The following is a 21,952-nucleotide window of genomic DNA, read 5'->3' on the forward strand; positions in this document are numbered from 1 at the left end:
CAGTGGTCTCGGTGGTTCGCGCGGATTTACAAGCGGCCTTTCCTGTTGGCCGGCGGAATGCTGAGGCCGTATCCGGATCAAGAGACAAAGCCTGTCGATGTCGGAGTGTGTTCGGTGAGCGAGGATTCCACCTTTCCCGGGAGATAGGGGAAGGGTCCTCCGGTGGCCGCTGTTTGTCATGTTGTTTGGGCTTTTCTTTGAATCAGGAGACGTTTCATGAAACTTCATTTGTGAAGCGGGGCTTCCAGGCCGGTAGGTTACCGGCGTTGCGAAGTCCGCTTGCCGAGCTGATCGCTCTCCATCCGAACTTCGCAAAACAATCCTGGAATACCCTCCGTGTTCTGTTCTTTTTAGTCTTGCCGGGCAGGTAGTCGCGCCGGCCGGGGACCCCCCGGTGCGCTCCCGCCCGGCAATTCGAAACTGACGGGGCACGAATTCCGCTGCATCCATGGCATCGCTTCGCGCAAAGTGGTGAGTCGCTGTTTTCGGCGGCTTTGCCGGGGTCTGGAGGTCTGTCCCGATCACCATGCCCGCGCCACGGGGAGGTGACGCCGGCAGGAAGGTCCGCGGGAGGCTTTTCTCCGGCGCTCCGGCATGAAGGGGGGGCGGCGCAGGGTCGGCAGGCAGACTGAATGCAGATTCGGATGCCGGCCGCGACCAATGCGTCATGCGCCGATCCCCTGCATTCCGGGATGCCGGATCGCTGCAATCGACCGACGGGGGCGGAGGCTTTTCAACGCATTATTGCAACCATACGGAGCAAAGGAGAAGAACATCGATGGGCGAAGATATCATCAACCTGACGGTAAACGGGAAGAATTTTCAAGGAAGGAACATCCGGGGAAAGCGGGGGCAGACCGTACTTGAAGTCTTGAAGGACAACGGCATCCATGTTCCCACCCTGTGCTACCATCCCCGGATGCCGCCTTACGGGGGATGCAGATTGTGCATCGTCGAAATCGAGAACATGCGCGGTCTCCCGCCTTCCTGTACCACCCCGGCAACCGACGGAATGGTTGTGAACACGCACTCACCCAAGGTGGTCGGGGTGCGTAAAACGGTGCTGGAACTGCTCCTCGCCTACGGGGACCATAATTGTCTGCTGTGCGAGCAGACGGGCAGCTGCGAGCTGCAAAACCTGGTTTACGAGCACGGCATCGACCATGTTCGCATCAAGTCGGAATTCGTTCCCAAAATAAAGGACGATTCACATCCGATGATCGTCCGTGACCACAACAAGTGCGTGCTGTGCGGCCGCTGCGTCAGGGCCTGCCTGCAAGTACAGGTGAACGGGGCCATCGATATCGCGGCTCGCGGTTCGGATTCCTACATCACGACGTTCAACAACACCAGCCTGGCGGAATCGAGCTGCGTTTCCTGCGGTCAATGCGTTCAGGCATGCCCGGTGGGCGCCCTGACCGAGAAAAAATCGAGGTTTAAGGGCCGTGCGTGGGAAATGAAGAAAGTGCGCACCACCTGCCCCTACTGCGGTGTGGGTTGCCAGATGTGGCTGCACGTCAAGGGCGGCAGGATCGTCAAAGTGACCGGGGTCGAGGAAGGCGCCCCCAACCATGGGCGATTATGTGTCAAGGGAAGGTTCGGCTACGACTTCATCTATTCGGAGGACAGGCTCAAGACGCCTCTCATCAAGAGCAACGACGGTTTTCGCGAGGCCTCCTGGGATGAAGCCCTCGATCTCGTCGCCTCGAGGCTCAAAAAAATCATTGCAAAGCATGGTCCGGACTCCGTTGCCGGAGTGAGCTCGGCTCGAAGCATCAACGAAGATTCCTACCAGATGCAGAAGCTCTTCAGGACGGCCATCGGCACCAACAACATAGACAACTGCGCGCGTGTCTGCCACGCTCCAACCGTGGCGGGCCTGGCGAAATCTTTCGGTTCCGGGGCCATGACGAATTCGTTTGACGACTTCGCCAACGCGAAAATGATCCTGGCCATAGGCACGAACGCGACCGAGGCACATCCGGTGGCGGGCACGTATTTGAAGAACGCGGTGGCCAAGGGCGCCGAGTTGATCGTTGTCGATCCGCGACGCATAGAGCTTGCCGACCATGCCGTGCTGCACGCTCAGATAAAAGTGGGAAGCGATATAGCCTTTCTCAATGGAGTCATGAACGTTCTCATAAACGAGAATCTCCACGACAAACAGTACGTGGCCTCGTACACCGACGGTTTTGAATCGCTCAAGGCCAAGGTGATGGAATATCCGCCGGAGAAGGCCGCGGGCATCTGCGGCGTAAGCGCGGAGATGATTCGGGATGTGGCGCGCCGCCTGGCTTCAGTAAAGCCGGCGCTCCTGGTCTATACCCTGGGCATCACCGAGCACACCTGCGGTATGAACAACGTGCTTTCCTGCGCCAACCTGCAGATGCTCCTCGGCAATGTGGGGTTTGCGTGCGGCGGCGTGAACCCGATAAGAGGGCAAAACAACGTCCAGGGTGCCTGCGACATGGGGGCTTTGCCGAATCTTTTCCCCGGCTACCAGAGAGTTGATGATCCCAAGGCCCAGGAGAAGTTCAAGGCCGCATGGAATGTTGCAAGCCTGCCCGACAGGCCCGGGATCATGCTGCCCCAAATGCTCGATGGGCTTGCGGATGGAAAGATCAAGGCATTTTACATTTTTGGCGAGAACCTGGCCAACAGCGAACCGGATATCAAGCACGTCGAACACTGCCTGAGCTCTGCCGAGTTTCTGATCTGCCAGGACAACTTCCCGAACGAAACCACGCGATTTGCGGATGTGATCCTGCCGGCCGCCGCGTGGAGCGAAAACGACGGGACGTTCGCCAGCAGCGAAAGACGCATCAGCAGAGTTCGCACCGCGAGCGAGGCGCCGGGGATATCCAGGCCGAACTGGTGGATCTTCAAGGAGATAGCGCGACGAATGGGCCAGGATTGGAAGTCCGAGAGTGGCCAAGAGCTGTGGGACGACGAGATATCGGTACTGTCGCCGCCGTTTGCCGGCATCAAGTACTCGCGCATCGAGGGCGACGGGCTGCAGTGGCCGGTTCCCACGGAAACCCACCCGGGAACGCCCGTCATGCACAAGGACGGCAAATTCACCGGCGGTCGCGGTCAGTTCGTGGCCGTCGACTGGACGCCTCCGAAGGAAGTCCCGGACGCGGAATACCCGTTCACATTCTGCACGGGCCGGAGACTGTATCACTATCATACCCGGACCCAGACCGGCCGTTGTCAGGGGTTGAACGAGCTCCTGGGCGAGGAGACGGCGGACATCTCGCGTTTGGACGCCGCAGAGCTGGGCATCGAGGATGGCGAGTACATTCGCGTGCGCTCGCGTCGAGGAGAGGTGAAAGTCAAGGCGAGGGTCACGGATCGGATGCAAAAGGGCAATGTCTGGATGGCCTTCCATTTCCGGGAGGCCTGCGCCAACTGGCTGACAAATCCGGTGTTCGATCCGGTGACGCAGACGGCGGAATATAAAGCGTGTGCGGTGAAGGTCGAGAAGATTGTGTAGGATTTCGAGGAAGTGTATTCGCCGGGCGGGTTGATCATTTCCACTCGCCCACTCATCAAAAGAGGAGAAAAAGACATGGGAGTCACACGGCGTGAGTTCCTTTTCATCTCGGGAGCCATGGGAGCCGGTCTGGCACTGTCGTCTCTGGGGGTCGACATGCTTCCGGTGGTGGCCTATGCGGAGGGGCTCAGTAAAATCGACAAAGTGAAAAGCGCGAAGGAGATGTATTCCCTCTGCTACCACTGCGCGGTAACTTGCGGGCTGATATGCAGCACCGACACAAAAACCGGCAAAATCATAAACATCGAGGGGGATCCGGACAATCCCATCAACGAGGGATCGCTTTGCGCGAAAGGTGCGGCGTCGCTCCAGATGTCGGCCAGAAATGAAAACCGTCTGACCAGGGTTCTCTATCGCAAACCGGGCGGCAACCAATGGGAGGTCAAGACGTGGGACTGGGCCTTGACCAGGATCGCCAAGAACATCAAGGCGGTACGGGACAAGGAATTCATTGTCAAGAACGCCAAAGGGCAGGTGGTCAACCGTGTCGAAGCCCTGGCTCACATGGGCAGCTCCAAGCTGGACAATGAAGAGTGCTGGATGATCACCACCGCCATGAGGGCACTTGGTCTCGTCTATTTGGATCACCAGGCTCGGGTCTGTCACGCTCCCAGCGTGGCCTCGCTGGCTGAGTCGTTGGGACGTGGTTCGATGACCAATCATCCCATCGACATCGGGAACAGCGATTGTGTCCTCGTCATGGGGGGCAACGCGGCGGAAGCTCACCCCATCACCTTCAGGTGGGCCGTGCGTGCCAAGGATAAGGGGGCGAAAATCATCCACGTCGATCCGCGCTTCACAAGGACCTCGGCCATAGCGGATCATCATGCGTTCCTTCGTGCAGGCACGGACATCGCCTTCCTGGGTGGCATGATCAAGTACATTCTCGACAACAATAAGTACTTCGAGGAGTACGTCAGGAACTACACCAATGCCTCGTGCAGCATAGACGAGAAGTTCAGCTTCAAGGACGGACTTTTCTCGGGTTACGACCCCGCTGCCAGGAAATACGACAAGTCGACCTGGGTGTTCAGGCTCGATGCCAACGGCGTCCCGGAAAAGGACCCGACGCTCAAGAATCCACGGTGCGTCCTGCAGATGATGAAGGCCCATTACGCGCGCTACGATCTTGAGAAGGTGTCGTCCATTACGGGCACCCCTGTGGAAGATCTCAAGACCATTTATGAACTGTATTCCTCGACCGGGGTGAGAGATAAAGCGGGGACGATCCTCTACGCACTCGGATGGACCCAGCACACGGTGGGGGTGCAGAACATCAGAACGATGACCATCGTTCAGCTCCTGCTCGGGAATATCGGCATCGCGGGGGGAGGTGTCAATGCATTGCGCGGCCAGCCGAACGTCCAGGGATCGACGGATCAGGCGATCCTGGCCCACATTCTTCCAGGCTATCTCAAGACGCCGGCGGCTTCACTGACCACGCTGGACGAGTACCTGGCTAGGAACACTCCCAAGACCAGGGAGCCCCAGTCGGCCAACTGGTATCAAAATACCCCGAAGTACATGGTGAGCCTCCTCAAATCATGGTACGGCGACAAGGCCATCAAAGAGAACGGTTTTGCCTATTCATACCTTCCTAAGATCGATGACGGGCAGGATGCGACGCTTCTGGACATGATCGACAAGATGTATGCAGGGAAGATCAAAGGCTTTACGTGCGTCGGCCAGAATCCGGCGTGCAGCAACCCCAATGCCGGCAAAACCCGGAAGGCCCTGGCCAACCTTGACTGGATGGTGCACATCAACATTTTCGACAATGAGACGGCCTCTTTCTGGAAGGGGCCGGGGATGGATCCGAAAAAGATCAAGACGGAGGTCTTTCTCCTGCCGGCGGCGGCTCAAATGGAAAAAGCGGGCAGCATGACCAATACGGGACGTTGGCTCCAATGGAAATACACGGCGGAGAAACCGCCGGGAGACGCCCTCTCGATGGGCGATATCCTGTACCGGCTGGTAATGAAACTCAAAGACCTCTACAAGAAGGAAAAGGGGACCTTCCCCGATCCCATTCTCGATCTGCAATGGAATTATGCGGATGTCAAGGGGATGTATGATTCCACGGCGGTCGCCAAGGCGATGAACGGATATTTCCTGGATGACGTCACCGTTGGAGACAAGTCTTTCAAAAAGGGGGAGTGTGTTCCCGGCTTCAGTTACCTGCAGGCCGATGGAAAGACCTCCTGCGGCATATGGATCCATTGCGGGAGCTTCACACAGGATGGAACCAACCTGATCGCCCGAAGGAAGAAAGACGATCCGACGGGGCTCGGCCTCTATCCCGAATGGGCGTGGGCATGGCCGATGAACCGGCGCATCCTCTACAATCGGGCGTCGGTCGATGAGAAGGGGCAGCCCTGGGATCCCAGGCGGGCGGTCCTCAAGTGGGCCGACGGAAAGTGGGTGGGCGACGTTCCCGACGGGCCATGGCCGCCCCTGAGCGACAAGGAAAAAGGAAAGTTGCCTTTCATTATGAAGCCCGACGGAGTCGCCTCCCTGTTCGGTCCGGGGCTGGCGGACGGACCGTTCCCCGAGCACTACGAGCCCCTCGAGAGTCCGCTTTCCAAGAGCCTGATATCCGCACAGTTGAGCAGTCCCGTCATCAGGATATTCAATAGTGATTGCGATAAGATTGCCGGGTGCGATCCGAGGTTCCCTCTGGTCTGTACCACCTACTCCTGCACGGAGCACTGGTGCACGGGCGCGGATACGAGATGGCAGTCGTGGCTCACGGAGACCATGCCCCAGGCCTACGTCGAGATCAGCAGGGAATTCGCGGATCTCCGTGGCATCGAGAACGGTGAAAAGGTCAAGGTTGAATCGGTTCGCGGCAAAGTCGAATGCGTGGCGATGGTCACTACGCGGCTGCGTCCTTTGAAAGTGGGCGGACAGACCCTGCATCAGGTGGGGATCACCTACAACTACGGCTGGCTTTTCCCCAAGGATTGCGGCGATTCCGCCAACCTGCTGACCCCCACCGCCGGCGACCCCAACACCGGGACCCCGGAATACAGAGCTTTCATGGTTAATGTGACAAAGGTGTAGGAGGAGTGAGACATGTCCAAGGGAAAATCCATAATGGTTGATACCTCCAGGTGCACCGCCTGCCGTGGCTGCCAGGTGGCCTGTAAACAATGGAACGGTTTGCCCGGCACGAAGACCAGGCAGTTGGGCACGTATCAGAACCCCCAGGACGTCTCCGCGGAAACGTGGAAGCTGGTCCGGTTCTCGGAGGGGATCAAGGAAAACGGAAAACCTTACTGGTACTTCTTCTCGGAACAATGCCGGCATTGCCTCGAACCGCCGTGCGTGGATTCCATCGGGGGATACCAGCCGGAAGGTGCCATGAGGGATGAGGCGACGGGTGCGGTGATCTTCAAACCGGCATCGAAGGAGGCGCCTTTCGAGGAAGTCAAGGGCGCCTGCCCGTACAACATTCCTCGCCAGGACGCCAAGAGCAAGGAGTTTTTCAAGTGCACCATGTGCCTTGACCGTATCACCAACAACAGGATTCCGGCGTGCGTCCAGAGTTGTCCCACCGGCGCGATGGCGTTCGGAGAGCGGGACGCCATCGTCGAAATGGTGAAGAAGCGCGTCGAGGAGTTGAAGAAGACCACTCCCAAGGCGATGGCGCTCAACCCGGACGAGGTCCGGGTGATCTACATCGTCACGGACGATCCCAAGAAATACCACCAGTACGCGGTGGCATGAAGAACGGGGCGGATGTCCCCGTTTCGAACGTTGGCATCCGCCCCTTTTCATACGGATTTGCGTTCAAGAGATGATACTCTAAAAGCGTGGGGGACGTATCCCCCACACCCCCTCGCCGCTTCGCGGCTCCGTGTGGCGCTGCGGCGGCGGCCTACGGCCAGTCGCCGACAGCGCCGAGCACTCGGCCTCACGCGCTTGCGCGTGTGGCCGAAACTTGGGGGGTGCGGGGGAATCATTCCCCCGCTCTTTTGTGCTTGAAAGATCCATCTCTTGAACGCAACTTCGTATCAAATCCCGGTTTCCGACGCGCTTCCGGGGGACAACCCCCATGTGCCGGATGGAAATCGAGCGGTTCACGATCGATACGAGCGGCGGCGTGAACTTTTTTCACCCGGCGATCGCCGAGCTTGGCCCGATCGTGGGCGCGCGGGACCTGGCCTTCCACGCCGGGATGGCATAATGCATCAGGCCGGTGTTCAGGGGGATTTGCAGGGAACGGCAGTACCGCACACGGATCGTTGAGCAAGGGGTTCCGGGGGGCCTGCTCCGGTTCAGACGAAAAAAGCGGAGGTACAGAGGAAATGGGAGGCCATTTCTCTGGATCTCCGCTTCCGATTTTCGCAGACGACGTTCCCGGAGAGCACTCCATGGAGCGATGCGGTATTAATCCTCGGCTGCTATAGGCACCGCCTCCGGCTCAGATAAGTGATTCGGATTCTGGCCGGTTTCCTTTTTTCGCTGGGCGAGCACGATAAATCTGCCGACGGCGATCACCGCCACCGTAAAGAAAATCATGACCCCATATTCGGTCAGTTTGGACGGGTGAAGAAGATTTTCCACGTACGGGTCCGTGATCATCATTTCGCCGCCGACCTTGCCCAGAATGCCGGCGCCGAGGTAGAGGATGATCGGGTACCGATCCATGAGCCTGGCCAGAATCGAGCTCATGAAGACCACGAACGGGATGCTCAGACCAAGGCCGAACAAGAGCAAAAACAGGTTGCCGTGAGAGGCGGCGCCCACGGCCAGCATGTTGTCGATTCCCATGCTCATGTCCGCCACGATGATGATCCAGAGCGCCTGCAGGAGACTTCCCGCCTCCTTGTGCGATTCGTCCTCGGAGCCCTGAACGAGCAGCTTCACCGCAATCCAGAGGATCACGGCGCCTCCCACCAGTTTGATGAACTGTATCATGAGAAGCTGGGCCACCACGAAGGTGCAGGCAACCCGGACCACAACCGCTCCGCCCGCGCCCAAGGCGATGCCCATGGTGCGGGTGCGTCCGTGCAGGTTCTTCACTGCCATGGCGATGACCACGGCGTTGTCGCCCGCCAGCACAAGGTCGATCACCACGATGCTCATCAACGCCGTCAAGAACTGCCACGTGAATTCGAAATGACCAAACATCCCAAAATCCATCTTTCCCTCCCCCGTTGGCCCAGGCTGTGTTTCATGTCGCTTGGTCGGCTTCCGTCGCACTTGTTGAGGATGGTCGCAGCGGCCTCACGTCCATCGACGGGAAGGAGCAACATGCATGCCGGATGCAAACGCGCGGGGCAGTCAATGGAATGAGGTCCAATTGTCCAACGAAAAGACATATGAGTGTAGACTTCAGAGAGACACCGGTCAAGTAGAAGCCGCAAGATTCTGGATTTCCTCCGCGACCGGTTCTCGACGACATCGGCCATATGGAGGCGGGGCGTGCCCGGCGGGAAATACAAGGATGGGAAAGACTGGTTTCGGCCGGTGGGAGCCGCGCCTATGGTTTCGAGAGAGGGTCCTCTTCCACCGTTATGCCGGGACGAGAAACACAATTGTCCATGCCCCCGCCCCCCCCCGCAAAGCATGAAAACAGACTCCCCCGGGAGTTTGTTTTTCAGTGTAATTGACAGGATCCCAGGGCGTCTTGCGAGTAAACGATGAAGTCTCTTCGCCGACGCGGGAGCCGGGTTCCGCGTCGTCCGAAAAGGAGCATCCCCGGCGACGGCGAAGCGTCTCGATCTCGAACGACCTGAGTGCGGGATGTCCGGCTTCCGTCCAGCTGCCGGTCGCCACTCTTCTTGGATGGTGATCGGGATGTTCCTTGAAAGCGAATTTCGGGGCGCGCAGGCATGCTACGCCCCGTGCGAGGTTCGAACCGCGATTTTCGCGAGGGGACTTGCCGCGGTCGGCTCTGCTGCGAGCGGTTCTCAAGGCATGACTTCGACCGGAGTGCCCACGGAGACGATGGAGAAGAGCTCATCCATCGCGCTGTTGCGCACGGCCACGCAGCCCCAGGTCCAATCCCGGCCGGCCCCGCCGCCGTGGATGAAAATGTCGCCCCCGAGGACGGTATTTGACGGCGGGCGCCTCTTGCCCTCCGAGGCTTCAACAATGTTGCGGAAATCTTCCAGGCTGATGGCCCCCCAAACCAGCGCCTTCTCCGCATGCCTGGGGTCGGGATAGTTCAACCCGAGAGATTTGTAGAACCGGCTGTTAGGGTTCTTCGCACAGATGAAGAACTGGCCCTCGGGAGTCCGCCCGTCTCCACGCATGAACTTGTCGCCGTTGGGGCTGAAGCCGAGGCCGATGGGATATTCTCTCACCAGCACCCCATTGTTGACGAGCAGGAGTCTTCTGTCGCTCTTGTAAACGTATATCTTGGGATTTGAGACCAATGACAACGGGCAGTCGAGATTGACCTCGGTGTATGGAACCTGCTCTTTCGGCGGTTCGGGCGGAGGCGGGGGCAATTTTGCCACTCGCGGCCCGGTGGGGGTGTCCCATTGAAAAAGCGAACAAGAGGTAAGAAATGCGACTGTCAAAGAGAAAAAGATCCCAATAAGCACGCAATTTCTTTTCGGCAATCCTGTCCTTTTCATTTCTTGCTGTCCCCCCCATTCATGTCAAGTTTACATTTTGCCCCATACAATTAGAAACGCTCAATCGGAGGATTGCAGAATAGCGCATATTGGTATTGCTCTGCAAGCTCCATCTCTTCAAAACACGTCCGGCATATTCAAAAAAATCACGATTCAGTGGTAGTTTTCTTCTTTTTATTGGGTCCGACGGGTTTTATTTGTTTGAAGTAACTCTGAAGCATTCTTGTCGTGTCATCCACAGAGTCGACGATCACAACCATGGTCCCCTTGTCGGCCCATTCGTAAACTTCCTCCGAAGGTCCCATGGGCAGGTTGATGCAACCGTGCGAACAGTACCCTCCGATCACGTCGCCCATGTGAACCCACACGCGCTCGTAGATCCGCAATGCATAGGGCATTGGAGCCGGTTCGCCGAAAGCGTTGGTATAGGATTGGGAAATATGGTCGATATCCTTGTCCAGTACCCTGTAGACCCCCGCCTTCGTCCAGCCGAACATTTTCCCGATGCAGATTTGCGTGTCCCCGATCAGCTTTCCCTGCTGGTACCATCCCAGGAAAGGGATGTCCTTGGCGATCAGGATGAACTTGGGCAGGCCCGCAACCTCTCGAATATACAAAGGCATCGGGGTCCAGTTCTTGTACGCCCGGAAATCCCTGGGCACCCTCAGCTTCCTCTTGTTCTTGATATCCTCGGGAATGTAAAACCTCGCCTTGGTATTGAGTCGGGCCAGTATTTCCTTGCACGCGACGGGAGTCAGGTCGGGGTCCTTTTCGGCCATCTTCTCTATTTCTTTTTCCGTGATGACGCGCTCGGTCCAACGTTTGTCAAGCACGGTCTTTTTTGCCGGCCGGCGCGGCGGAGGCGCCTTGGGCGGAGGCGGGGGCGGTTTCTGCCGGCTGTAGGCCTCCTCCTCCAGGTTGTCGATCTGGCTCATGTCCACCTGTTTGGTGGACGCACATCCACCCAGAAAGACAACCGCAAACAGAAAACACCATAAAGAACCGATCAGTCTCTTAACCACCGGTCAGTCATCTCCTGAGCTTTCTTCACCGAGCATCCGGATGGACGGTCTTTTCAATCCGACGAAACCCTGCCGGTCAACGCTTCATGTCCGGTCCATTCCGGACCGTCGTTCGGATTGAACCCCCAATAATGGGGCAGGCAACATTCCCTCAGCAATCACGTTCTCTTCACGGTTGCATGCAAAGGACTTGCAATTCCGAATCAAGCGTCAACAGATAATTCGTTTCAAGAGAGAGCCACTCCTCAATCTTCCCGTCACAAACGGGGCAAATATAGTCAAGAACAAGGACTAATGCAAGTTCGAGATGCACAAGGCGCGGATAGGCAGGTCGCGACTCGAGCCGCATACAGCTTATTGCCTGGGGCCCTGGCTTCAGTATGGACACAAAACACTGTGTTTACAACTGATTAGGGATATCCGTGGCGCTCATGCGCTTGATGCTGCCTGAGGCTTTCTCCGTCGGTTTGTATCTCGGCAGCATGTTCATACGAAGTTACCTAGAAAACAGACTCCCTCGGGAGTCTGTTTTCTAGGTAAATCCGTATCAAGCGCTCCGCGGGAGGGGCCTTCCGTCGGAGATAACGCAGCACCCGTTTCCCGGAGATCGGGCCTTCTTTCACGGTTCCTGCCCCATGGCCGCGGGCCTGGAGGTCGCAACGACGCGGAAACGTTTTGAACGCAGTCCCACCGCCATGGGCACGCCCACTTTCTTTCCCCGGTGATGTTGCCCCATGTGTCCATAACCCACGCTCACAAGGATGTGCGGGGATGACGACAATCTCCATGCGACTGTGACCGTGATGTTGACGGCTCCTTTTCAGGAGCTTGTTTCCGGGCATAGGGCACCTCCGATTTTTCGGGGAGAGCAAATTCTTCACAAAGCGGATGGAATTTGATGTAATAAGCCCTGAACAGGCTTGGTGCTTTCGGGCAAGTCGAACGATCCGACGCGGCGTCTCCCTTCCGGGCCAGGCAAAGCCCGTTCGGCTGCCGTCGCGAGCTCCACGATCGCGCGGCGTCCGTGGGGGGCGCATGCCGGAGAGCGTCCCGGCAAGATGATTCGGCAGGTCCTTGCCGTGAAAGCGGCTCGGTTGCCGCGAGGATATGCGGTATCGCGGAGTCCGGCGCCGGGGCACGGTGTTTCCTCCCGGATTCGGCATGCGAGGGAGCACCGGCGGAAACGCCCGGGTTTCTTTCCGCCCTCGATCCTTGCGGATTGCCCGAAGGGCGCGCGTGCCGCCTTGTGCGGTTTCTGTTTGGTATGACAGTGTCGATTCGAAGGGAGCCGAAAGAGATGTCGACGAACAATTCCACCCCTCCACCCAATTTCATTCGCGCCATTGTCGCCGCGGACGTCCAGTCGGGGAAAAACTACGGCCGGGTCATCACGCGATTTCCTCCGGAGCCCAACGGCTATCTGCACATCGGGCACGCCAAGTCCATCTGCCTGAATTTCGGAATTGCCGCGGAGTTCGGAGGCCTGTGCAATTTCCGGTTCGACGACACCAATCCGAGCAAAGAAGAAACCGAATACGTGGAGTCGATCATCGAAGACGTCCACTGGCTCGGTTTCGACTGGGGCGACAGGCTCTATTACGCATCGGATTATTTCGAGCGACTCTATGAGTATGCGGTGCAGCTGGTCCGGGACGGCAACGCCTACGTTTGCAGCCTGACTGCGGATGAGATCAGGGAATACCGCGGAACGCTCACCCAGCCGGGCAAGGACAGTCCCTACCGGAACCGTTCGGTCGCGGAGAACCTGGACCTGCTGGCGCGCATGCGGGCCGGAGAATTCGAGGACGGTTCCCATGTACTCAGGGCCAGGATCGATATGGCTTCTCCCAATTTGAACATGCGGGATCCGGTGATTTACCGCATTCGCCACGTCGAGCATCACAGAACCGGCAACAAATGGTGTATCTACCCCATGTATGACTTCGCCCACGGTCTATCGGACTCCGTCGAAGGAATCACGCATTCCATCTGCACTCTCGAGTACGAGGACCATCGGCCCCTCTACGACTGGTTTCTGGATGTCCTGAAGGTCGAGTGCCACCCGCAGCAGATCGAGTTCGCGCGACTCAACCTGAGCCATACCGTGATGAGCAAACGCAAGCTCTTGCAGTTGGTCCGGGAAGGACATGTGGCCGGGTGGGACGATCCCCGAATGCCGACGCTGGCCGGAATCCGCCGTCGCGGTTATACGCCCGAGGCGATTCGCAATTTCTGTGAGCTCATCGGTGTCGGCAAGCGGGACAGCATGGTGGACGCGGCGCTGCTCGAGCACTGCATTCGCGAGGATCTCAACCGCCGCGCGCCTCGGGTCATGGGGGTGGTGCGGCCGCTCCGCGTGGTCATCGACAACTATCCCGAAGGGCAGGTGGAGGAGCTCGAAGCGGTGAACAATCCTGAAGATCCCGGGATGGGGACGCGGAAGGTGCCTTTTTCGCGGGTGATCTACATCGAGCAGGAAGATTTCATGGAGGCTCCGCCGAAGAAGTTCTATCGTCTCGCGCCGGGCCGGGAGGTCCGCCTGCGCTACGCGTACTTCATCACATGCGTGGACGTGGTCAAGGACGCGCAGGGGAAAGTAGTCGAGCTACGCTGCACCTACGATCCGGCCACTCGCGGCGGAGGCGCTCCCGACGGCAGGGCCGTGAAGGCCACCCTGCATTGGGTTTCCGCGGACCATGCCCTGGAAGCCGAGGCACGGCTCTACGATCATCTTTTTCTCAAGGCGGATCCGGACGATGAGAGGGACGGTCTTGATTTCAAGGCCCACATCAATCCCGCATCGCTCGAAGTGCTGAAGTCATGCCGGGTTGAACCGAGCCTTGCCGGTGCCGCACCGGGAACCCGTTACCAACTGGAGCGGCAGGGCTATTTCTGCGTCGATCCGGACAGCACCGCTCAGAAACTGGTCTTGAACCGTACCGTCACGCTCCGTGACACGTGGGCCAAAGTCATGAAAAAGGAGAAGCCCTGACCGGCCTTTCATCCTGCGATCTCGCGCGGCCCGCAATACGCGGAACGCCTCCCGGCCAAGCCGTGACGCCCGGTCGGCCCATGAGGGCGTGTGACACCCGGGTGCGTTGAGGCTTATTCTTCCGTTCTTCGCCGCCCTCACAGGTGCTTTGAGAGGTACACGCGGAAGATCGTGCCGCAGACCGGGCCGCGCTCCACCCGGACCTTGCCGCGATGCTTCTCCGCGATCTCCTTGACAATGGCAAGGCCCAGCCCGGTTCCTTCCACGTCCCGCGCTGTCTTGTCGCGCTGGAAGGCGTTGAACATCTCCTCGCTTCCTTCGATCTTCATTCCCACCCCATCGTCGCAGACGGAGAAGACGTGGAAGTCCTCGGTCTGGGCGTATTCGATCCGGATGGCGGTGAGCCGGTTGCCGCCGTACTTGAGAGCATTGTCCACCAGGTTCCTGAGTACCCTCAAAAGCGAAAGACGGTCGGCCTTGATCTCCGGAACGGGGTCCGGTTCAACCCATGCGATGCGCCGGATGCTGAGCAGGGCGCCGAACTCGTCTCGAACCATCTTGATGGTCTCGGAGGGCTTGAACACCTCGAAGTGCAGGGGTATTTCCTTCGTCCTGATATAGACGTTGATTTCATCGACCAGCGCCACGGCCTGCTCGGTGGCTTTCAAAATCTGCTCGCAGTAAAGCTTTCCCTTCTCGTCCAGGTAGTCCCGGTAACGTCGGAAGAGAAGACGGGTCAGGCCGTGTATGCCGACGATGGGACTCTTCAGATCGTGGGACACCGAATAGGCGAAAAGCTTGATCTTCTCCGCGTTGATGCGGTGGGCTTCCTCCAGTTTCTTGCGTTCGGTGACGTCGCGAATGGATTCGATGGCCCCGATCATCCGGCCTGTATCGTCGCAGAGGGGAGATGCCTTGATCCAGAGATACGCGCCCTTGCCCCGAAAAGTCATGGGAACATATGCCTCCGCATAAATCGTGTTCCCCTTCTCGACCACAAAATCATAATGATGCCTGAACTGAAGCGCCTTGTCGAACACCCGGTCCACCAGTATGGGCCGTCGCTCCCCATAGAACGGGACGGCGTAGGCGTAGTCGCCCTGACCGATGATATCTTCCTTCTTCACGCCCGTCATTTCCTCAATGGCGTGATTCCAGGCGATGACCTTCCCGTCTTCATCGATCACGAAGGTGGCATCAGGAAGAAAATCAATGATCCCGAGGAGCTGCTGACAGACGACTTGAAGTGCCTCCTCGGTCTGGCCGCGCCTGGCAATTGTTTTTCCAAGGAGGCTTCCCGGGGGAGGGAATGGAACGGGCGGAATTCGGGGCTGCTTCCTCGGCGCGGAATCGCCGCATGAACGGTCGGGCTGCCGCCTCTCCGGGATCGGGCCGCTCCGCTCCGCTGATCCCGGACTCTGTCCGGCTGGGGTTCTGAAACTCCCGTGCCCTTCCAGTTCGGCGATCCTTCGACGCAACTCCTCCAGTTCGTTGATGAGTTGCTCTTTGGTCTTATCTGTGTCATTCATAAGGAGACGCTCCCGGACGGCCGAACACAACCGAACGTGTCGAAAAACGGCGAATGGATTCCACAGTCAGACATTCTAGCAAAAATCTCGCGATGCTTGAAGGTCACAACTCCCGGAATCCGCAGTTCGAGTCGCACTCAACCTCGTTTTTCCGAAAAGAAGCCGGAGGCGACGCAGTGCCGCTTTCATGCCGAGGCGCGTTCAAGATGACACGACACCTGCCCATCGGGAGGTGACGCGGGCTGGGATAAACCCGCCCCTTGTACGGATCGATGGGTCCATCAGACATATAAAGGGAGGGCTTTATGCGCGACCGCCCAATGCACTCATCCCGAACGAAAAAATGTGTCAGGCAAAGGGGTGGAGGAAAACCGAAAAGCGTCGGTTGGGGAGCAGTGGGGCCACCGGCCCCGCACCGGCCTCTCATGCTGTCGGTCCACCTGCATGCGACGGTTTGCCGCACTGAAATCTGAAGCCGACGGTGTTGACTCGGTTGACCGGTAACGGAAAGGAGATTCCCCTGAACGATCCGAATCCGGAGGGAAATGCGCCGGCCGCCTCTTCGGGTCCCACCAGGATAGTCATCTGGTGCGAATGCGGCGAAACCCCTGAAAATGCCCTCGAACGGTATTTCCTGTCGTTTCCGGAACACAGGGGGCCGGATTATGAAATCATCGTGGCCGACTGGTGCGGGCATGAGCAGCCCGTTTGATAGGAAGTAAGCGACAATGCCGGCCGCGTGAACCGCGTGGGGAGATGAACCCTCCCCGCGTCGATTCCTACCGCCTCCGCCTGCGCTCCTATGGGCCGCCCAGGTAAGCGCGGATCAGATGGACGAGGACGGCAATACCGAAAAGACCGGCGATGCACACCACACAGACAACGAAAAAAGGCCGGAAATAGTTTTGACGGTACCCTTCGAGATTTTCGGTGGGCAGGATGGATTTGAACCGGCCCGGGCGAGCCTCCGCCAACGATGCTCCGCAACCCCTGCAGAACCGGTCTTCCGCGTCGATCTCTGCTTGACAGCGAGGGCACTGTGCCACGGTCCTTGTCTCCCCGGCCCTGATGGGCACTGTTTCTTCAACCACACCGGCATAGATGTAGCACAAATCTTGTCCTCGGGCCAGAGTATGATTGGAGAAAAGCGGTGCGGCCGGCGCGAGACCGCGCCACCCGGATGCGAGTCGGGAACGGCGGGCTTTCGATGCCGCCCGTTCGAAAGCGCACGGGGCACAATCGGTCAGGATGCCAGAAACCGGAGCATCTTGCTTTCTTTTCCCCTCATCACCTTTTTGAGCAGGTCCGAGAGCTCTTCGATCTTGTAGGGCTTGGAAATGACGTCCACAAAGCCGTAGTCGGAGAAATCCGCCATTACCGGATCGTTGGAGTATCCGCTGGAGACAACTGCGCGGGCCTTCGGGTCCAGGTCCTTGAGCTGCGTGATCGTCTCCCTGGCGCCCATGCCTCCCGGGACGGTGAGGTCCATGATGACCAGATCGTAGTGACGACCCATGGCCCTCGATTCTTTGTACATCCGGATCAATTCGGCTCCGTTGCGCACCGAATCCGCCTCGTAGCCCAGGTGCTCCAGCATCTCCGCAAGGATTCGCCTCACCTCCTCACCATCCTCCATGATGAGGATTCTTCCCTTGCCGGACAAAGGTCTCCTGGCTGTTTCAATCCCTTCCACAACCTGTTTCCTCGATGCCGGCAGATAAAAGTGGAAGGTCGAACCGATACCCGGTCTCGACTCCACGTCAACGCAACCGCCGTGCTTGCTGACGATGGAGTAGACGGTGGCGAGACCCAGCCCCGTTCCTTTTTCCTTGGTGGAAAAATACGGGTCGAATATCTTGGCCAGGTGTTCCCCGGGGATGCCGTCCCCATGATCGCGAACGGATATCTTGACGTACTTGCCCGGCCGGAGCGGAAGCCTCGCGTTTTCCGCCGTCCGGAAAGCCGCGTTTTCCGCGGACACCTCGATGGTCCCGCCCTCGGGCATGGCCTGGTCGGCATTGATGACCAGGTTGGTGATGACCCGACTGATCTGGCCTTCATCGACATCCACCAGCCACAAGCCGTCAGGTATGGAGAATTCGCACCGGACGTTGGAGCCGCTCAGCCCGAACGACGCCGATTCCCGGATGAGCTCCGCGAGAGACAGGGTCCTCTTGACGGGTGCGCCGGCTTTGGCGAAGCTGAGCAGCTGCTGGGTGAGATCCCTGGCCTTGGCGCTCGCTCGTTCCGCCTCTTCCAGGCGTTTGCGGACCTTGTCCCGGGCATATATTTTGGCAAGGGAGATGTTGCCGAGGATCGCCGTCAATATATTATTGAAATCATGAGCGATTCCACCTGCAAGAATCCCCAGGGATTCGAGTTTTTCGATCTTGAGGTGTTCTTCTTCCACTTTCTTCTTCTCGGAAATGTCCACCAGGGAAGCCACACTGCGCCTGGTGCCGGCAATCATGCCCACTGTCGCCAGGATGTCCCTGACACGCCCGAACCTGTCCTTGAAGCGGAATTCGAAGCGTTCGGGAGCCGTCCCGGAATCGAGACGCCGCATGCGGTGGTATTCGCTCACCCGTTGCAGGTCCTCTTCCGCAACGAACTGGTCGAACTTCATCCGCCCTTCCACCTCGGTTCGCGAATAACCCGAAAACTTCTCGCACTGACTGTTCATCATCGATACCGTTGCGTCTTCTTCAACAATAAAGGTGGCCGTGCCGGTGTGTTCGAAAATGGTCCGATAGATGCTCTCGGATTGCCGAAGCGCCTCTTCCGCCTTCTGGCGCTGGGCGATTTCGTGTTCCAGAAGCGCATTGAGGCGTCCGAGCCGTGCGTTGGATTCGGTGAGGTCCGCGATGAGATCCAGGTTCTTCAGACCTTGCCGGAAGGAAGACACGATGGCCTGGTTCACGCGAAGGGCGCACACGACCATCGAACCGGCAAAGATGATAAGCAGCGTTCCCATGGCCAGATGCAGGTCATCGTTGATGAGAAAGAATCTGACGACGACCGGGAGGAAGGCGGGGGCGCTGAATGCCAGAAAAGCCGAAAACGTGGCGGAAAAGGTTCCCGCCGCTCCGGCCGTCATGCCTCCCAGGACGAACGCCACGAACACCTGGTGCGCCAATGAGTCGTGCGGAAACAAGAACAGGGCCGCCGAGCCCCAGACCAGACCGTTTGATGCAAAGACGGCAATAAAGAGGACGAACCACGGGGAAGCGGATTCGGCGGCCGCGGGACGGCGGCGGTAGGCGATCATCAGCAGGTACTGCAACAACGCCAGGGAAAGCATCGCCGCCAACCAGATCAACAGGCGCCCGTGGGGAAGCTCGCTCCAAAGCACCAGCACGAGAATGCCGCCGCTGGACACCGCGGCGCTGAGACCGACGGGCACCAGGGCGTAGAGCTGTCTCACCAGCAGACCGCGCAACTGCTCCTTTTCGGAGCGCGTTGTCACGGGCTTGGTCTCGTGCGCGGCGGCTCGCACGGTACCGTCCCGGCTAGGCATGCTCAAAGGTTCCTCTCGCAAGGCAGGTCCCGCTCATTCCGCAATAGGCATCCCCCGTTTCGCCACTGACTCGCGTCATCACCGTTCAATTGTTCTTTTTGAGGATTGATGACAAAATAGCACGGAGATCACAACTGTTCAAAGGAAAAGCCTTTAAGGACGCAAGAGACAGATCCAATAGGGCGAAAGATAAATCAATCCGAACGGTTGTCCAGGCAAGGCCACTGAGTTGAAATCGTCTCGGCCGGTGCTCCTCATCTCCCGCCGAACCCCGCCCGCCCGCAAAGCGGTGGGCATTGCCGCGGGGATGGAGCGCTTATTCACCTTGGACGGAGCCGGGGAGGCAATCGCATGAGCGTTGGTGAGGACATCGAGCGGGCGGCGGCGGTATTGAACGATGCGGGAGCGCTTTTGATTGCAGCGGGAGCGGGGATGGGCGTCGATTCCGGATTGCCCGACTTTCGCGGCGACCGGGGGTTCTGGAAGGCCTACCCGGCCATTGCCAGGCTGGGGAAATCGTTTGTGGAGATGGCGAACCCCCGCTGGTTTCACACCGATCCCGGATTGGCCTGGGCCTTTTATGGGCACCGCCTCAATCTGTACCGCGCAACACGCCCCCACGAAGGCTTCCGGTCTCTGCTCGAGATTTGCCGGACCGTGCCCGGGAAGTATTTCGTCTTCACATCCAATGTCGACGGTCATTTCCAGGCGGCGGGATTCGAAGAGGACCGGATCGAGGAATGTCATGGTTCGATTCACCATTTCCAGTGTTCCAAACCTTGCGGAGACCATATCTGGGACGCCCACGGCACGGAGATTCACGTCGATGAGGACGCTTTCCTGGCCATGGACCCGTTGCCGCGCTGCCCGCGCTGTGGCGGGTACGCACGGCCGAATATCCTGATGTTCGGAGACTGGTCGTGGAATCCGGATCGCACGCACAGCCAGGGAGATCGGATGAGGCGCTGGCTGCAGGAAGTGTCGGATGCCCGCCGCAAACTGGCGATTGTCGAGCTGGGGGCGGGAACGGCAGTGGCGACGGTCCGCTATCAGTCCGAACACCTGGCGGCACGTTTCAAGGGGACTCTGATCCGCATCAATCCCCGCGATCACCAGGTTCCGGCACCATCCCACGTTTCCATTCCTCTGGGTGCTGCCGAGGGCGTGCGCCGTATTGTCCAGGCGCTCCACTGAGTGAGCCCCGTGTCACCACACTCACGGAACGGGGTCCCGGTCGGCGAGGCGCCGCGACTCCGACGGGAGCGGTCGGGAAACCCGGGAATGGCCCGCGCGGAGGGTGGCCGGGAATCTGCCCCGCCCGATGCTTCGGCTTGTCGGTGGTCCGCGGCGTGCTTTCCACAACCGCATGGCGACCGAATACCCGGTGGGGGGATTGCCGTCCGCATTCTCCGTGGATGAAAACGGTTCCACATGACCATCGGGCAAAACACCCAATCAATGCTCTTGCCTCGTGGGCGAGGGGGGGAGCTTGTGCGATTGAGATTGGAGTATTATCATTAATGAGTGATTTATAGGAGAAAGCCCATGAAAGGGCGGATATTGAAAATGCCGACTCCGGCCCCTGCGAGGTTTGTGAATTCCTCAAAGGGGTCTTTTTGTTTTTACGGTTCGGGTGGATCTGCCAGGTTTTCCTGAAGAGACCGACCAGACAAGGAGGCGGCTATGAACGCGATGTTCATGGTTTTTTTGGTGGCACTCCAGGTACTCGCAGCTACCATGGCGCCTGCCGCAGACAAAACCGTCATACGGGTGACGGGTCCGGACAGCATGTTCGGCAGACTTCACACCCTTTCAATGTTGTTCGAGAGAGAAAATCCGGGGACGGACGTGAGAGTCGTCAGGGGGGCGACCGTGGATGCCGTCTTTTCCGCGTTGGTGAGAGGAGAAACCGGCGTCGCCTTGGCCTCCAGAAAAATAAACGCCGCTGAAAAGGACGCCGCGAAAGCCAAGGGCGTTGAGCTGACGGAAAACCTCATCGGGTACGGCGGCATCGTGATTGTCACTCACGTTTCAAACCCATTGAACGATCTCACCGTGGACCAGGTCAAGAAGCTTCTGTCCGGCGAATACACGAACTGGAGTGAATGCGGCGCGCCCCCGGCACTCGTGAAGGTCTTCCGTGTTGGGGAGAAGCATCCCGGCACACTGGTCTTCATGCAGGAGGACTTCCTCGGCAAACCTCTGGCGTCAGGGGCTGAAGTGATGCCCGATTTCGCCGGGGTCATGACGAGAGTCTCCGGAACTCCGGGAGCCATCGGTTTTGTGCGGATTCGGGATGCTCTTGAATGTCCGGGGCAGGCCGTAACGAAGATCATGAAAATAAGGGCGGGCGTCGATGGACCGGCGGTACTGCCGTGTCGAGGCACCGTGAGCGATGGCAGTTATCCGATCAGACGTCCTTATTACCTCTACTCCAACAGCCGCGTATCAACTGAAATTAGTAAGTATATCGAATATATAAAGGCGAAAGGATGGGGGCAGCAGACCCTGTGAGAAACCGGAGCCCACGGATCGGTCAAACCGCCTCGCCCATGACCTTTCCCGACGGCGGCGGGGGACCGGTCTCGAATGGTCCGTGAACCGGGCGGCGCAGCCTTGCCGGTGCCCTTCTTACGTGCGGGAATAACGCGATCCTCCCGCCTCGAGCCTTACCGTGGGAATCCCCGATGGATCAAGCCTCTTCGGCAACGGAGAGGCTTTCGTTTCCGGGCGTGGGCCGTGGGAG

The 21,952-nt window shown here is 58.7% G+C and carries 14 protein-coding genes and 1 pseudogene; 8 read left to right on the forward strand and 7 right to left on the reverse strand.

Annotated features, from left to right (window positions below):
• Positions 1 to 778 precede the first annotated feature (778 nt).
• The 4 genes from fdhF (at position 779) to SFUM_RS24000 (ending at position 7,745) form a co-directional block, all read left to right on the forward strand.
• Entirely contained in the window at positions 779 to 3,496 is a 2,718-nt protein-coding gene (gene fdhF / locus SFUM_RS18120) for a formate dehydrogenase subunit alpha (RefSeq protein WP_011700305.1), read from the forward strand.
• Positions 3,497 to 3,571: 75 nt separating this feature from the next.
• Positions 3,572 to 6,619: a formate dehydrogenase-N subunit alpha gene (fdnG, locus tag SFUM_RS18125; RefSeq protein ID WP_011700306.1), complete on the forward strand. Its 3,048-nt coding sequence runs from the start codon at positions 3,572 to 3,574 to the stop codon at positions 6,617 to 6,619.
• A gap of 12 nt (positions 6,620 to 6,631) precedes the next feature.
• Positions 6,632 to 7,285 carry a 4Fe-4S dicluster domain-containing protein gene (locus SFUM_RS18130; RefSeq protein WP_011700307.1) on the forward strand — a complete coding sequence of 218 codons (654 nt, stop codon included), beginning with the start codon at positions 6,632 to 6,634 and terminating at the stop codon, positions 7,283 to 7,285.
• Between the two features lie 328 nt (positions 7,286 to 7,613).
• Positions 7,614 to 7,745: a hypothetical protein gene (locus tag SFUM_RS24000; protein WP_279614589.1), complete on the forward strand. Its 132-nt coding sequence runs from the start codon at positions 7,614 to 7,616 to the stop codon at positions 7,743 to 7,745.
• Positions 7,746 to 7,948: 203 nt separating this feature from the next.
• On the opposite strand, the gene SFUM_RS18135 is transcribed toward SFUM_RS24000, so the two are convergent.
• From SFUM_RS18135 to SFUM_RS18150, 3 genes are all read right to left on the reverse strand, one after another.
• Positions 7,949 to 8,704 carry a TerC family protein gene (locus SFUM_RS18135; RefSeq protein WP_011700308.1) on the reverse strand — a complete coding sequence of 252 codons (756 nt, stop codon included), beginning with the start codon at positions 8,702 to 8,704 and terminating at the stop codon, positions 7,949 to 7,951.
• A gap of 770 nt (positions 8,705 to 9,474) precedes the next feature.
• Positions 9,475 to 10,026 carry a L,D-transpeptidase family protein gene (locus SFUM_RS18145; RefSeq protein WP_167321377.1) on the reverse strand — a complete coding sequence of 184 codons (552 nt, stop codon included), beginning with the start codon at positions 10,024 to 10,026 and terminating at the stop codon, positions 9,475 to 9,477.
• Positions 10,027 to 10,292: 266 nt separating this feature from the next.
• Positions 10,293 to 11,168 carry a L,D-transpeptidase gene (locus tag SFUM_RS18150; protein ID WP_011700311.1) on the reverse strand — a complete coding sequence of 292 codons (876 nt, stop codon included), beginning with the start codon at positions 11,166 to 11,168 and terminating at the stop codon, positions 10,293 to 10,295.
• A gap of 1,297 nt (positions 11,169 to 12,465) precedes the next feature.
• On the opposite strand from SFUM_RS18150, the gene SFUM_RS18155 reads away from it, so the two are divergent.
• Complete coding sequence (locus SFUM_RS18155; RefSeq protein ID WP_011700312.1) at positions 12,466 to 14,160, forward strand: glutamine--tRNA ligase/YqeY domain fusion protein; 1,695 nt, start codon at positions 12,466 to 12,468, stop codon at positions 14,158 to 14,160.
• 137 nt (positions 14,161 to 14,297) lie between these two features.
• On the opposite strand, the gene SFUM_RS18160 is transcribed toward SFUM_RS18155, so the two are convergent.
• Positions 14,298 to 15,689, reverse strand: a complete 1,392-nt coding sequence (locus SFUM_RS18160; RefSeq protein WP_011700313.1) for a sensor histidine kinase — start codon at positions 15,687 to 15,689, stop codon at positions 14,298 to 14,300.
• 493 nt (positions 15,690 to 16,182) lie between these two features.
• Between SFUM_RS18160 and SFUM_RS18165 the strand changes: the two genes are divergently transcribed.
• Complete coding sequence (locus SFUM_RS18165) at positions 16,183 to 16,401, forward strand: hypothetical protein (RefSeq protein WP_041440932.1); 219 nt, start codon at positions 16,183 to 16,185, stop codon at positions 16,399 to 16,401.
• A gap of 88 nt (positions 16,402 to 16,489) precedes the next feature.
• Here the strand turns inward: SFUM_RS18165 and SFUM_RS23185 are convergent, their stop codons facing one another.
• The 3 genes and pseudogenes from SFUM_RS23185 to SFUM_RS18175 form a co-directional block, all read right to left on the reverse strand.
• Positions 16,490 to 16,663: a hypothetical protein gene (locus tag SFUM_RS23185; protein ID WP_153307221.1), complete on the reverse strand. Its 174-nt coding sequence runs from the start codon at positions 16,661 to 16,663 to the stop codon at positions 16,490 to 16,492.
• Positions 16,664 to 16,666: 3 nt separating this feature from the next.
• Positions 16,667 to 16,780, reverse strand: a pseudogene (locus tag SFUM_RS24155) (zinc-ribbon domain-containing protein); the annotation flags it as partial.
• Positions 16,781 to 16,932: 152 nt separating this feature from the next.
• The gene (locus SFUM_RS18175) at positions 16,933 to 19,206 is read right to left on the reverse strand and encodes a hybrid sensor histidine kinase/response regulator (RefSeq protein ID WP_011700314.1); all 2,274 of its coding nucleotides are present in this window, start codon (positions 19,204 to 19,206) and stop codon (positions 16,933 to 16,935) included.
• 351 nt (positions 19,207 to 19,557) lie between these two features.
• On the opposite strand from SFUM_RS18175, the gene SFUM_RS18180 reads away from it, so the two are divergent.
• On the forward strand, positions 19,558 to 20,400 hold the full coding sequence (locus tag SFUM_RS18180; RefSeq protein WP_011700315.1) for an SIR2 family NAD-dependent protein deacylase: 843 nt from the start codon (positions 19,558 to 19,560) through the stop codon (positions 20,398 to 20,400).
• A 489-nt stretch (positions 20,401 to 20,889) separates the two neighbouring features.
• Complete coding sequence (locus SFUM_RS18185; RefSeq protein ID WP_011700317.1) at positions 20,890 to 21,720, forward strand: substrate-binding domain-containing protein; 831 nt, start codon at positions 20,890 to 20,892, stop codon at positions 21,718 to 21,720.
• Positions 21,721 to 21,952 lie beyond the last annotated feature (232 nt).

The sequence above is a fragment of the Syntrophobacter fumaroxidans MPOB genome (genome assembly GCF_000014965.1).
In the GTDB taxonomy this organism is placed as follows: domain Bacteria; phylum Desulfobacterota; class Syntrophobacteria; order Syntrophobacterales; family Syntrophobacteraceae; genus Syntrophobacter; species Syntrophobacter fumaroxidans.

What these genes read in the sequence shown, in the direction of transcription:
- fdhF (WP_011700305.1), top strand. Translation starts at nt 779, where the DNA reads ATGGGCGAAGATATCATCAACCTGACGGTAAACGGGAAGAATTTTCAA.
- fdnG (WP_011700306.1), top strand. Translation starts at nt 3,572, where the DNA reads ATGGGAGTCACACGGCGTGAGTTCCTTTTCATCTCGGGAGCCATGGGA.
- SFUM_RS18130 (WP_011700307.1), top strand. Translation starts at nt 6,632, where the DNA reads ATGTCCAAGGGAAAATCCATAATGGTTGATACCTCCAGGTGCACCGCC.
- SFUM_RS24000 (WP_279614589.1), top strand. Translation starts at nt 7,614, where the DNA reads ATGTGCCGGATGGAAATCGAGCGGTTCACGATCGATACGAGCGGCGGC.
- SFUM_RS18135 (WP_011700308.1), bottom strand. Translation starts at nt 8,704, where the DNA reads ATGGATTTTGGGATGTTTGGTCATTTCGAATTCACGTGGCAGTTCTTG.
- SFUM_RS18155 (WP_011700312.1), top strand. Translation starts at nt 12,466, where the DNA reads ATGTCGACGAACAATTCCACCCCTCCACCCAATTTCATTCGCGCCATT.
- SFUM_RS18160 (WP_011700313.1), bottom strand. Translation starts at nt 15,689, where the DNA reads ATGAATGACACAGATAAGACCAAAGAGCAACTCATCAACGAACTGGAG.
- SFUM_RS18175 (WP_011700314.1), bottom strand. Translation starts at nt 19,206, where the DNA reads ATGCCTAGCCGGGACGGTACCGTGCGAGCCGCCGCGCACGAGACCAAG.
- SFUM_RS18180 (WP_011700315.1), top strand. Translation starts at nt 19,558, where the DNA reads ATGAGCGTTGGTGAGGACATCGAGCGGGCGGCGGCGGTATTGAACGAT.
- SFUM_RS18185 (WP_011700317.1), top strand. Translation starts at nt 20,890, where the DNA reads ATGAACGCGATGTTCATGGTTTTTTTGGTGGCACTCCAGGTACTCGCA.